The sequence below is a fragment of the Uruburuella suis genome, assembly GCF_022870845.1.
In the GTDB taxonomy this organism is placed as follows: Bacteria; Pseudomonadota; Gammaproteobacteria; order Burkholderiales; family Neisseriaceae; genus Neisseria; species Neisseria suis.
The window spans coordinates 433896-446948 of the sequence record NZ_CP091507.1 but is presented as its reverse complement, the minus strand read 5'-3'; the positions used below and the strand labels follow the sequence as shown (position 1 = coordinate 446948).

12 protein-coding genes and 1 riboswitch are annotated in these 13053 nt (G+C 54.6%); of the genes, 3 read left to right on the top strand and 9 right to left on the bottom strand.

The annotated features are described in order from the left end of the window. The first annotated feature begins 61 nt into the window (after window positions 1-61). Entirely contained in the window at window positions 62-850 is a 789-nt protein-coding gene (locus tag LVJ78_RS01985) for an inositol monophosphatase family protein (protein WP_132954169.1), read from the top strand. A gap of 236 nt (window positions 851-1086) precedes the next feature. Next, window positions 1087-1758, top strand: coding sequence for an alpha/beta hydrolase-fold protein (locus LVJ78_RS01980; protein ID WP_132954170.1), 672 nt, complete (start codon window positions 1087-1089; stop codon window positions 1756-1758). Window positions 1759-1880: 122 nt separating this feature from the next. Here the strand turns inward: LVJ78_RS01980 and LVJ78_RS01975 are convergent, their stop codons facing one another. The 5 genes from LVJ78_RS01975 to LVJ78_RS01955 form a co-directional block, all read right to left on the bottom strand. Continuing rightward, a complete protein-coding gene (locus LVJ78_RS01975; protein WP_132954171.1) occupies window positions 1881-2435 on the bottom strand; it encodes a hypothetical protein in 555 nt (184 codons plus the stop codon). 87 nt (window positions 2436-2522) lie between these two features. After that, window positions 2523-4085 (bottom strand): TerC family protein, encoded by a 1563-nt coding sequence (locus LVJ78_RS01970; protein ID WP_132954172.1) that lies wholly within the window; start codon window positions 4083-4085, stop codon window positions 2523-2525. 437 nt (window positions 4086-4522) lie between these two features. Continuing rightward, the gene (ccsB, locus tag LVJ78_RS01965) at window positions 4523-5719 is read right to left on the bottom strand and encodes a c-type cytochrome biogenesis protein CcsB (protein WP_132954173.1); all 1197 of its coding nucleotides are present in this window, start codon (window positions 5717-5719) and stop codon (window positions 4523-4525) included. Next, entirely contained in the window at window positions 5703-7667 is a 1965-nt protein-coding gene (locus LVJ78_RS01960; protein WP_132954208.1) for a cytochrome c biogenesis protein ResB, read from the bottom strand. Before LVJ78_RS01960 ends, ccsB begins: the two co-directional genes overlap by 17 nt. Before the next feature lie 258 nt (window positions 7668-7925). Then, a complete protein-coding gene (locus LVJ78_RS01955; RefSeq protein ID WP_132954174.1) occupies window positions 7926-8552 on the bottom strand; it encodes a c-type cytochrome in 627 nt (208 codons plus the stop codon). Between the two features lie 143 nt (window positions 8553-8695). On the opposite strand from LVJ78_RS01955, the gene yihA reads away from it, so the two are divergent. Beyond that, the gene (gene yihA / locus LVJ78_RS01950) at window positions 8696-9349 is read left to right on the top strand and encodes a ribosome biogenesis GTP-binding protein YihA/YsxC (RefSeq protein ID WP_132954175.1); all 654 of its coding nucleotides are present in this window, start codon (window positions 8696-8698) and stop codon (window positions 9347-9349) included. A gap of 113 nt (window positions 9350-9462) precedes the next feature. On the opposite strand, the gene LVJ78_RS01945 is transcribed toward yihA, so the two are convergent. From LVJ78_RS01945 to LVJ78_RS01930, 4 genes are all read right to left on the bottom strand, one after another. Then, window positions 9463-10647, bottom strand: coding sequence for an OmpA family protein (locus LVJ78_RS01945; RefSeq protein ID WP_132954176.1), 1185 nt, complete (start codon window positions 10645-10647; stop codon window positions 9463-9465). A gap of 131 nt (window positions 10648-10778) precedes the next feature. Continuing rightward, on the bottom strand, window positions 10779-11420 hold the full coding sequence (locus LVJ78_RS01940) for an MBL fold metallo-hydrolase (protein WP_132954177.1): 642 nt from the start codon (window positions 11418-11420) through the stop codon (window positions 10779-10781). Between the two features lie 221 nt (window positions 11421-11641). After that, on the bottom strand, window positions 11642-12508 hold the full coding sequence (locus LVJ78_RS01935; protein WP_207894316.1) for a pirin family protein: 867 nt from the start codon (window positions 12506-12508) through the stop codon (window positions 11642-11644). 98 nt (window positions 12509-12606) lie between these two features. After that, entirely contained in the window at window positions 12607-12837 is a 231-nt protein-coding gene (locus LVJ78_RS01930; protein WP_132954178.1) for a DUF896 domain-containing protein, read from the bottom strand. Between the two features lie 169 nt (window positions 12838-13006). Then, window positions 13007-13051: riboswitch (PreQ1 riboswitch) on the top strand. Window positions 13052-13053: the final 2 nt, after the last annotated feature.

Genomic DNA, 13053 nt, shown 5'->3' with positions numbered 1-13053 from the left:
GAAACAGAAAATGGTAATATTGGCTTTTCCCCGCTCAAATAGCAAGTTTTAAGGACCAATCGTGTTAAACAAGCTCCAGGCGCTGGTGCGTGAAGTGGCGCAAACCGAAGTGATGCCGCGCTTTCTCGATGTGGCCGTGAGCCGTAAATTCGACGGCTCGCTGCTCACCGAAGCCGACTTGGCCGCGCAGGCCGCGTTTGCCTGCGGCTTGCCCGAAATCATTGCCTGCCCCATGCTCGGCGAAGAAATGAGCGCACAAGAGCAGCGCCATTTATGGCAATACAACGAAGAAGGCTTGTGGGTGGTCGACCCCATCGACGGCACCAATAATTTTATCAACGGCCTGCCGCATTTTGCCTTATCCGCCGCCTATGTGCGCCACGGCCGCGCCCAATTGGGCGTGGTATACAACCCGGTGAGTGATGAATGCTTCTATGCGCAGCGCGGCCAAGGTGCCTATATCAACGGCCGCACCCTGCCGCTGCGCAGCGTGGAAAAAAATTTGCACGAAGCCATTGCCGGCGCTGAAATCAAATATCTGCGCTCGGGCAAGCTTTCCAGCCGCATGAACACGCTCGCGCCGGTGGGCAGCATCCGCAGCCTCGGCAGCAGCACGCTCGATTGGTGCTATCTGGCCGCCGGCCGCTACGATGTGTATGTGCACGGCGGCCAAAAGCTGTGGGATTATGCCGCCGGCGCGCTGATTTTCGAAGAAGCCGGCGGCTGCCTGGCCACACTCGAAGGCGATGATTTTTGGAGCGGCGAGCATGTGTTCAGCCGCTCGGTGGTGGCCGCCATGCAGCCGGGCGTGTTTGCGCAATGGCTCAAATGGATACGCGACAACCAATAAACAGACCGTCTGAAACACAATTTAATTCAATCAGCATAAATTAATAGAATAATTGCACAGCTTAACGGCAATTAAAACTCAAGCGGCTAGAATAAACAGCGCTGACAGAGATTGCTTTCCCTTGAGTAATCGAAGTAGTGAGTAAGACGTTTTCCCGCAATGTATTGGCCATTCATGCTTCTCCCTTGGCATGAATGGTTTTTTTTGCCCATTATTTTTTCAGACGGCCTTCCGCCATGCACAGTCAAACCCTCATTCTCGGCAATCGCAGCGTCACCTTATACCGCACGCCGCGCTGCCGGCCAAACAGCCCTGTGGTTTACACCCATTTGCCGCCGCACGAAGCCGCACCGCTGGCCGATTTGCTCGCCGCACATGCCTTATTGCTGGTGGCGGTGGACGAGCCGGATTGGGAAACGCATTTCAGCCCTTGGCCTGCGCCCAAAGCCTTTAAAGGCAGCGCCGATTTCGGCGGCCTCGCCGATGCCTATCTGGGCACGCTCACACACGAAATCGTGCCCGCCGCCGAAGCCGCCGCCGGCATCGCGCCCCAATGGCGCGGCTTGGCCGGCTATTCGCTCGCCGGCCTGCTCAGCGTGTATGCCCCTTACCAAACCGATATTTTCAGCCGCACCGCCAGCGTGTCCGGCTCGCTTTGGTTTGACGGCTTGGCCGACTTTTTGCAGCACGCCCCGCCCACGCTGCCCGAGCGCGCTTATTTCTCGGTGGGCGATCGCGAAAAAAACAGCAAAAACCCGCGCCTGGCCTGCGTGGAAACACGCACACAAGCGGCGCAGCAGCTGATGCAGGCACGCGGCGTAAACAGCATTTTCGAGCTCAACCCCGGCGGCCATTTCGAGCATGTGCCCGCACGCATGGCCAGAGCGGTTGAATGGCTGTTGGCTTGAATCTATCGCAAAACGGTAAGCCGCAGAGAATCTTCCATTTTCCAAGTATTGCACTTGAAATCCAAAACAAAGGCCGTCTGAAAAACTTTCTTTCAGACGGCCTTTTGCCCTTAAAATCAAGCTCAAGTCGGCGCATGTTCCTGCGCACCGGCCACGGCGCAGCCTTTGAGGGTTTGTTTGCCGTAATCGAGCGTGGCGGTGAATTCGGTGGTGTTGCCTTGATCATCTTTGCAGGTTTGGCTGCGGATATTCAGGTTCACGGGCACGCCGGCAGCATCGGCCGTAAATTCCACACCTTTAGCGTAAGCCGAGCGCGCGGCATCCAATTCAACCATATCGATATGTTCACCTTCAAGTGTCAGTTTATTGCCCTTAGCTTCTGCCTCGCCGCGCACCACGGCGCGCCAAGCGGTTTTGCCTACGCCGTAAGCGGTGAAGGCTTTTACCGGGCCGTTGTTTTGCTCACCGGCAGCGGCCGTGCTGCCTTCGCTGGCGGACCGTATTTCAGAAGCAAGTTGCGCCAGCGGCTCGCTCACGCCGGTGGCTGCGGGTTGGCTGGCGGCTATAGGTTGGCTGGCAGCCGGGGCGGATGTGCTGTTTTGTTCGGCGCTGTTGCCGCAAGCGGCTAAACCCAATGCCAGCAGCGAGGCGGCAATGCCGTTGAAGGGGAAACGCATGGTCGAGCTCCTTTGTGATATTTAATCAAACCAATCGGCCATTAGATTGATAACAGATGAAAAAGTTTCAAATAATATTAATTATACTCACATTTCATCCGGCTCGGGTGCGCGGCTGATGCGCACGCGTTCGATGCGTTGCCCTTCTTTTTCGGTAACTTCAAAGCGCCAGCCGTAAAAATCGATATGGTCGCCCACATCGGGAATGGCTTGCAGCTCTTCCATAATCAGGCCGGCCACGGTGTGGTAATCGGCATCTTCATTATGTGGCGGCAAGGCGATTTGCTGCGCCAGCTCCACATATTCGAGGCTGCCGTCCACCGTGAGGCTCTCGTCGGTGTTAGCCTGAATCAGCGGCGCTTCTTCGCGTTCGAATTCTTCGGGAAACTCGCCGGCAATCGCTTCGAGCATGTCTTTCATGGTAACCATGCCGAGAATGGCGCCGAATTCATCCACCACCAACGCATAATCGGCGCTGTTTTTGCGAAACAGCTCAATGGCATTGAGCGCCGTGGTGCTGTCGGGCAGAATCAGCGGCTGGCGCAAGGCGGTTTGAATATTCATTTCGCCGCCATCGAGCAATTGGGCGAGCAAGTCTTTTTTGTTGATATAGCCCAAAGGCTCGTCCACCCCGGCTTTGCCCACCACCAGCAAGCGGCTGTAAGGCGTGTTTTGCAGCTGCGCGGCCTGCTCTTCGCGGCCTTGGGAAATGTCGAGCCGCTCAATGTCGCGCCGCGGAATCATCACACCCAAAATCGGCCGCTCGGCCAGCGTGAGCACGCTGCGTATCATGGATTTTTCGTTTTCTTCAAAGTGGCTGTCGTCATCGCCGCTGCCGGCTTTGGCCAGCACGGCTTCGCGTATGCCCATCATGCCCAACACGTTTTCTGCGGTGCGCTGGCGCCACGAGCTGCTGATATAGGCATTGCGCTTGCTGTTTTTCTGCGACACCTGGTTAAACACTTCAATCAGAATCGAGAAACCGATAGCGGCATAAAGATAGCCTTTGGGAATGTGGAAATGAAAAGCTTCGGCAATCAGGCTGAAACCAATCATCAGCAAAAAGCCCAAACACAGCATCACCACAGTGGGGTGGCGGTCCACAAATTCGGTGAGCGGCTTGCTCGCCCAAATCATCACACTCATGGCCACCACCACAGCCGCCATCGCCACCACGATATGATCCACCATGGCCACAGCCGTGATCACCGAATCAATCGAAAACACGGCATCGAGCACCAAAATCTGCGCCACCACACCCCAAAAAGGCGCGTGCTTTTTGTTGGTGTCGGCCACATGAAACTGATTGTGCCCTTCCAGCCGCTCGTGCAATTCAGTGGTGGCTTTATAAAGCAGAAACAAACCGCCCAAGAGCATAATCAAATCTTTGCCCGACACGGCAAACGAGCCGATATGAAACCACGGGTGCACCAGCGTCATGATGTGCGCCATAAAGCCCAGCATGATGATGCGCATCACAATAGCCAAGGTCAGGCCGGTGATGCGCGCTTTATCGCGATAGGCGGGTTTGACCTTGTTGGCCAAAATCGCCACAAACACCAGATTGTCGATGCCGAGCACCACCTCGAGCACCAGCAAAGTGGCAAAACCTATCCAAGTGGTCGGCTCTGCAAGCCAGCTGAAATCCATAATGATTAATGTCCTTGCGCCGGCTTTCAGACGGCCTTATACCTAAATCCAAAAACATCTTAACTGCTTTGTTATCTTGTTTTGAATTCGGTTTTGTTTTGAAAGGCCGTCTGAAAGCCGCTTGACGGCAGTCATGCCCATTCGAAAAAATAAGATAACAAGGCGGAAGCCTGCGACAGTACACCTAGTACGGCCAGGCAAGCCAACGCAGTTAGGTTATTTTTTCGAATGGGTATAAAGTGCCGTTTTTTAAAAATAACAAAAGGCAACCCTATGCCTAGGGCTGCCTCGAATTTTCTGCATACGTTTCACCACCTCGATTGCACGCGCACAAACCGCTCTGCTCTTCGTCTTTCATGGTTGTAAAAATATGCCTCGAATGTAAACGTTTCAAGTTTATCAGCTTGCCGCAAAAATGCAAGCTGCGCCAAGCGCTTTTAAAGTGTGCCGTAAGAATGCAGGCCACTCAAAAACATATTCACGCCGATAAAGGCAAAAGCCGTGATAAACAGGCCGATAATCGCCCACCAGGCCAGCACTTTGCCGCGCCAGCCGGCCACAAGCCGCAAATGCAGCCACACCGCATAATTGAGCCACACAATAAACGCCCAGGTTTCTTTCGGATCCCAGCTCCAATAGCGCCCCCAGGCATCGGCTGCCCACAGCGCACCCAAAATGGTGGCGATGGTGAAAAACAAAAAGCCCACCGCAATGGCTTTATACATCACTTCTTCAATCATTTGCGCCGGCGGCAACCACGATTTTTTGCCTTTGGCTTCGCTGCGCAAAGCCAGCAATTGGGCAATGCCCAGCATCGCCGCCATGCAGAATGCACCGTAGCCGACAAAATTGGCCGGCACATGGATTTTCATCCACCACGATTGCAAAGCCGGAATCAGCGGCTGAATGGCATGCGCCTCGCGCGACACGCTGTACCACAGCACAAACACCACCACCACCGCCAAAAAAGCAAACACAAACCCGCCCAGTTTCTGCATGGCGAATTTCTTTTCATAATAAAGATACATCAGCGCGGTGATCACCAAAAAGAGAATAAACACCTCATAAAGGTTGGACACCGGCATATGCCCCGCATCGGGGCGCAAAAGATAGCTCTCGTGCCAGCGCACCAACAAGCCGGTGAAGCCCGCTAGCGCCGACACCCAGCCGAATGCACTCGCCATATCGAGCAAAGTATTGGTTTGCACATGCTGCCGCCCCACCGCCACCGCACCAGCGATATAGCAAAACAAAGCGAAAAACACAAACGCACATTGCCACATAATCGCCGATTGGCTGCTCAGAAAATAACGCAGCAAAAAGCCTTCGCCGTTATCGATATTGCCGCTATAAAGTTTCACCGCGCCATAAGCCAGCGCAATGCTCAGCGGCACAAACCAGCGCAAAGGCTTGAAAAACCAGCCCAGCAAAATGGTGGAAACGGCGCTGAACCACAAAATCGCCTGCTCATAGCCATCCATATGGTGGCTCACCCACATCTGCGCCAACACCGCAACCAACACAATGGCCGCAGCAAAAAGCCAATCCCACTTATTCAGACGGCCTAGCAGCGATTGCTGCACCAACAGCGCATGCTCGGGGGGCAATTTATCGGTTTTACTGATTTCGGTCATGATTTAAATCCTCTGCCAATTGCTGCAGGCGCAGGCTGTGTTCGGGAAATTCTTTATCGAGGTCGCGCTCATTGCGGCTCGACGACATGGCAAAACGCACTTTGCCGCCGTTAAACAGCAACCATGCGCGTTTTTCGCGTATGTAAAACATAAACACCGTGCCCAGCACCAGCAATACCGAGCCGATATACACCAGCGAGGCGCCGGGCGAACGGGTCATTTGCAGGCCGGACGAGCGCACTTCTTTATAACCCTCCAGCTGCAACAGCACCGGCGCGGGATACACAGTCAGGCCGGTGTAGGCATCGAGGCTGTTGATTAAAAAACGGTTGCGCGCATCGCTTTGCGGCCAGGCGCTCAAGCCGTCGCGGCGGATGGTTTCATCCAAAAGCGTGTTCATCGCGCCGTAAAGTATCTGGTAAAAATAATCCTGCATTTTTTCCTGCTCTGCCTGCGGGATATTGTTGGCGATAAAATCATTCAGCGCAATATAGCCGCCCTTGGCAAACAGGCCCAAGGTGTTTTCCACCGCCTGGTTAAACTGGCCGCGCAAATGCTCGGGCGTTGCCGCCGTGGCTTTGGCTACGGCTTGACGGCGGAAATCTTCATCATTGAGCGCTTCGCGCAGCGCCATAAAGGTGTCAATTTTGGCTTCGCCGTCGGCCGGCAGCCGCAGCCAGCGGTATTGCTGCTCCAAACCTTCGCGGGTGCCGGTGATAAAGAAATAATCTTCTTCCTGCTTCATCGGCAGCATATAGTTTTTATATTCCACCGCCTGGCCGGCATCATCACGCAAGCGGTAAATAATAGAGGGGCCGATATTGGTGAATTTCTTTTCCTGCCGCACCGCGCGCACATCGTTGAGCGTGTTTTGCAGGCTTTGCGCCCTTTTTTCGGGCGGCGTGCTCATGTCTTCCACATTCATGGCGGTAAACTGGTCGAATTCGAGCCGGTATTTTTTGCCGCCCATATCCAGCGGAAATTCGCGCATCGACACCGCATCCATCTGCGCGGGCTTGCGCTGATGACCGGCCAGATTCCAGGCTTTGAATTTCAAATCGGAGCCGCCATCGGCAAAGCTGGCCTGATAAATGGTGATGCCGTGCAAAGTGAGCGGATGGTTGACGCGTATGGTTTGTTCGATTTTTTTGCCGCTCTCTTTATCGGTTACCACCAAATCGCTGGCGAAATCCTTGGGCATGCCGGTGTTGTAGAAATCAATATGAAACTTTTTCAATTCCACTGAAAAAGGCAGATCCTGCACCAACATGCCTTTGTCGGCATTGAGAAACACCACATCGGCACTTTGCCCTTCAATGATATTTACATTGCCGCGAAACGAAATATTGCCCGCGCCCAGCGTGCTTTCCGGCTTAAAATCATTGGCAAACATGGCTTCATTATCGGGCACGATTTTGCCGGCGAGCATACCTGCTTTGAGCAAAAGATTGCTGTCGATCAGGCCGCCCAAGCAAATCACCACAATAGCGGCATGGGCGAAAATATAGCCCCATTTATTCATGGCGCCTTTTTTGGCCGCCACCAGCACCGAGCCATCATCGCGCACCGCTGTTTTACTGCTGAAGCCTTGCACCGCCAGATAGCGCTGCGCCACTTCCGGCGTGATGCCGCCACCTTCCAACAGCGTGCTGTGGCGCATGGCCGCCAGCGATTGGCGGCTGGCCTTAAGGCGGTAAGACTTCATCTCGCGCATGAACGGCGGAATATTGCGCCACAAGCATAAGCTCACCGACAGCACCAAAAACAGCATAATGAGCACAAACCAGCCCGAGGCATACACATCAAACAAGCCCAAAAAGCCGAATATTTCTGTCCAAAACGGGCCGAATTTCACCAGATAATTGGCCAAAGGCTGGCCTTGCTGCAACACGGTGCCGATAATCGAGGCAATGCCCAGCAGGCTCAATAAAGCCACGGCAAAGCGCATGGAGCTTAAAAAAGCAAACCACGGGCGGCGGATAAGTGGAACGGGGGCGGTTTTCAAATTCATATAACTGTAGGTGTTTTACAACAAATAAGGCGCTGCGCCCGACAAACGGGCACAGCCGAGGCGCAAGCTTACCACAATGGCTGTGTGCCTACCCCTGTTGCCGTGCGCTATTTAAATGTAAAAGGCTGATGTGTAAAAGGCCGTCTGAATAATGGCGTTCAGACGGCCTCAGGCTCGGTGCATCAAATTATGCAATCAATGCAGGCCTTGGATAAAGTTGGCCACGGCTTTCATGTCTTCATCCGACATGCGCTGCGCCACATCGGCCATAATGGCATTGGCGCGCTGGCCGCTTTGATAGGCTTTCAGCTGCTCGACGATATAGGCTTGATGCTGGCCGCCCAAACGCGGATAAGCCACGATGTCGGTGCCGCCGCCGGGCATACCCGCGCCGTTGGGACCGTGGCAGGCCATGCAGGCCGGCACTTTTTTATCGGCCAGGCCGCCGCGGAAAATGCGCGCACCCAATTCGAAATTATCTTTCGGATTGGCCTCACCCGCTTTCGGGAATTGCTTGGCATAAAAAGCCGACACGTCGGCAATATCTTGATCCGACAAGCCCATCACCATCGGCGCCATTGAAGCGGCCGCGCCGGTGGTGCGCTTGCCCTCTTTAATAGCTTTGGTTTGGTGGAAGATATAATTCGGAAATTGCGCAGAAAGCTTGGGATACATGGCAATGCCGCTGTTACCGTCGGCCGCATGGCAGGCCGCGCAGATATTGGTGGCGATTTCTTTTCCCTTGGCGATATCGCCCTTCGGCTGTGCCGCCATCACCGAGCCGGCGGCCAAGGCCAGCGCTAATAAGGTAAAACGTTTCATGGAATGCTCCTGATTACAGCATTGCGGCCCGCTGCCGCAACGCCTTTTTTCTATACTCAATGCCGGATTTTATTTGCACCCGGCTAAACCGATAATTCTGTAAACATGCTATTCTATACTAAATTCACACAATTTTACTACACATGAACCTTTTTCAAAACGCAAAATTTTTCACCACCGTCAACCACTTGAAGGATCTGCCCGACACGCCGGCCGAAATTGCCTTTGTCGGTCGCAGCAATGCCGGTAAATCCAGCGCGATAAACACCTTGTGCAACCATGTGCGGCTGGCTTATGTGTCGAAAACGCCGGGTCGCACCCAGCACATCAACTTTTTCGAGCTGGCCAATGGCGGCTTTATGGTGGACTTGCCCGGCTACGGCTATGCGCAGGTGCCCGAAGCCATTCGCGCGCACTGGGTGAAGCTTTTGGGCGATTATTTACAGCAACGCCAAGCATTGATCGGCTTGGTGCTGATTATGGACGCCCGCCACCCGCTCAAGCCGCTGGATGTGCAGATGCTGGATTTTTTCCACATCACCGGCCGGCCGGTGCATATTTTGCTCTCCAAGGCAGACAAATTATCCAAAAATGACCAAATCAAAACCTTGTCTGCGGTCAAGAAAGCGTTAAAGCCTTTTGCCGAGCGCCAACAAATCAGCGTGCAATTGTTTTCCAGCTTGAAAAAGCAGGGTATTGAGGAAGTAAACAATGTGGTGGCCGCCTGGTTTGCCGCCGCAGCCGAGCAAGCTGAAGCGGAAGCTGAAAATCCGCTGCCAGATGAAAATGAGGGCTGAATCAGCAACACAATGCATGGCCGTCTGAACAAGCAAACAAACACGCCACACCAAACAAAAAAGGCCGTCTGAACATTCAGACGGCCTTTTCGCAGCGTGGATACTTATCCGGCTCAGCCTTCCACTTTCACTTCCACGCGGCGGCCTTCCACATCATTGCCCACCGCGCCGGTGGTGTTTTCCGGCTTGCGCAATTCGATATTGGCCGCATTCACGCCTTGTGCTTCAAAGAAAGCCTGCACGGCTTGTGCGCGCTGTTTCGACAATTCTTCATTGGCGGCCGCATTACCGGTGCTGTCGGCAAAGCCGCTGACCACCAGCTTTTTACCGTCTTTGCCGGCATTGATCACATCGGCCACAATGGTTTGCGCACCTTCGGCAACATCGTTTTTACCGGTGGCGAAGAAGAATGTGGCCACGCCGTTTTCATACACCACGCGGGCATTGTCGGCTGCAACCGGGGCGGGCGCAGAAGCTTCTGACGCTGCGGCAGGCGCGGCAGGTGCGCTGGCCGCTTCAGCAACTGCTTCAGACACGGCAGAAGCCGCCGGCTCGGATGCTGCAGGCGCAGCAGCCTGCTCGCCATTGCCGCAGCTCTTAAAGGCAAGCAGAGCCAACACCGCGGCGACGGCCAGCGCAATCCATTTGCCGTTGCCGCCTTTTTTGGCGGCAGCCGTGGCTGCGGCGGCACCGCCGGCCACAGCTGCGCCGGCATTGCCCAAGCCGCTTATAAGGTTGTTCAAGCCGCCGAAGATGCCGCTGAGGCTGCCGATGCCCAAGGCCGACAGCATATTGCTGTCGAGCACTTGCGAGAGCCAGCCTTGCTGCTGGGCGAGCAGGCCGAGCAATTGGCCTTGGTTCAAGTTGCCTTCTTTAGCCTGGCCGCGCAACACCGACAGCACCAAGGGCAGAGCCAGCGACAGCAAAGAGCCGGCCGATGCTTTAGACACGCCGCTTTGTTGCGAAATCTGATCGGCCACATCGGCCGCATTGCCGCCCAAGAGATTGGGCAGCAGGCTTTTGCCCAAATCAATCAGGCTGCCCAAATTGCTGCCTTCGGCCGCTTGCGACACGGCACCGGTGAGCGAATTGCCGGCGGCACCGGTGATCAGGTCAAACAGGCCTGAGGCATTCGTGGGGTTGCCGCTGACGTGTTTCACCAAGCCGGCCACAATGGCGGGAATCGCCAAGCCCGCGGCTTTGCCGCTGCTCTCTTCTGCTTCGCCGCTGTTGGTCAGAAACTGGCCCAGCACGCTACCCAATTGGCTTTGCAACAAATTACCCAAGTCAATAGACATTGATCACTCCTTCTGAATTTTTCGGAAATACGGCATGCGCGAAGCATGCGCGTTGTGTAAATACTACCGCAGCGATAACAATGGCTTGCCCGGCATGGCTGCAACTTAAACAATTTTTACAGTTTGAGTGCCTATAAAAACGGATTATGTCGCTTTTCGTGCCCAATTGTGGTCATTCTGCCGTGGCCGGGTATCACGCGGGTGTCTTCCGGCAGCACCAAGAGCTTACCGGTGATGTTGCTGATTAAATCGGCATGGTTGCCGCGCGGAAAATCGGTGCGGCCGATGCTCTCATAAAACAACACATCGCCGGCAATCAGCAATTTTTCTGCGGCGCAGTAAAACACCACATGGCCGGGCGTGTGGCCGGGAATGTGCAGCACATCGAATTCATAAGCGCCCACTTTCAGCTTGCCGCCCTCTGAGAGCCAGCCGTCGGGCACAAAAGCTTCGGCAATGGGAAAGCCGTAGGAAGCATAAGATGCGGTGGTTTGCGGCAGCGATTCGAGCAGATAGCCGTCATCGGCATGCGGCCCCCACACCGGCACGGCCTGCTGCTTGAGCAAATCGGCCACGCCGCCGGCATGGTCGAGATGGCCGTGGGTGAGCCACACGGCTTGCAGCTGAAGCTGCCGCTTGGCTGCTTCTTGCAACACATGCGCCACATCGCCGCCCACATCGGTGAGCACGGCTTGGCCGCTTTCGTCGTCCCAAAGCAGCGTGCAGTTTTGCCGAAACGGCGTAACCGGCATGATTTCAAATTGTAAGGCCATGCTTTTGATTCCTTGATTGATTTTATTTAATAGTTGGGTTTCAGACGGCCTGTTTTGACTGCATTATCGCAGGCCTGATTTAATGCCCGTTATCATACGCGCTTACGCGGTGTTTTTCATCTTCGCCGCCCTCTCAAGCCGCCATAGAAAAGGCCGTCTGAAACTTTTCTTTCAGACGGCCTTTATTCGGCCTGCATGATGCGGCCATGTGTTATCCGATTTTACACAGCGCCGAATTTGCCGCTGCGAAATTCGTTCATCACTTCGGCGATTTCCGCTTCGGTATTCATCACAAACGGGCCGTAGCCGACCACCGGCTCATCAATCGGCACGCCGCTGAGCAGCAGGATTTTGGCTTCGCCGCCCACGGCTTCTACTTTCACGTTGCCGCTTTCGCGTTCAAACGTGGCCATTTGGCTGGCTTGCACGCTTTGGCCGCCATTGATGCGCACTTCGCCGCGCAACACCACCAACATCAGGTTGTGGCTGGCCGGCACATCCAAATCGGCGCCCGCACCGCTGTTGAGCACGATATCCCACACATTAAGCTCGGTGAAGGTTTCGGCTGCACCATCGGCGCTGCCGAAGCGGCCGGCGATAATGCGGGCATGGCCGGCATCATCGGCCAACGGCACCACGGTGATGTTGTCTTTGGCCAGGTGTTGGTAGCGGGCGGGCGTTTTTTTGTCTTTGGCCGGCAGGTTTACCCACAATTGCGCCATTTCAAATTCGCCGCCGCGTTTGCCAAACGATTCGGCGTGGAATTCTTCGTGCACAATGCCGGCGCCGGCGGTCATCCATTGCACATCGCCCTCGCCGATTACGCCGCCGCTGCCGGTGGAATCGCGGTGCGCCACTTCGCCTTGATAGGCGATGGTCACGGTTTCAAAGCCGCTGTGCGGGTGGGCGCCCACGCCACGCGGTGCGCCGTTGTTGGGCGCGAAAGTGTGCGGCATGGCATAGTCAAACATCAAAAACGGGCTGGTTTGTTTGTCTTCGCCCATGTGGGAAAACAGCGGGGACACATAAAAGCCGTTGCCCACCCAATGTTTGGCGGGGGCGTTGTAGATTTTGCGGATGGTTCTCATGATGGTTCCTTTATTCTATTCAAATAATGTTTTTTGAGGGAGGCCGTCTGAAAGCTCAGATTGCATTTTCAACGCTTCAGACGGCCTTTGCTGTTTCTTTACACAGCCATGCCGGCGGCCTGAGCGGCACGCAGCTTGGCGGGGGTAACGTCGCGGCCGTCGTAATCAACCACCGTCACCGTTGACAAAATATTGCTCATCTGGCCGGTAACGGCTTTCAGATAGGCTTTGCGCAACACTTCGCGCTCGGCCAGCTCGGCTTCGCTCAAAGGCACAAGGCGCGCTTTACGGGCCAATTGGTTGATGCGGTCTAATTCGGGGATACGCATATCGCCTCCTTTTTTGTTTATTGGTTTTTTAATGTGGATTGATTATATCAATAACAAAACCAATAAAACAGTACGCACATTTTTGATACTGTGGCAAATCGGTTTCAGACGGCCTTGGCAATATTTTTATACCTGAATCTGCTACTTATAGTAAAATCCCTCTCCGCTTGATTTTGTGGTTCGCAAACCTCCCACATTAAAAAACTAAGGAATCCA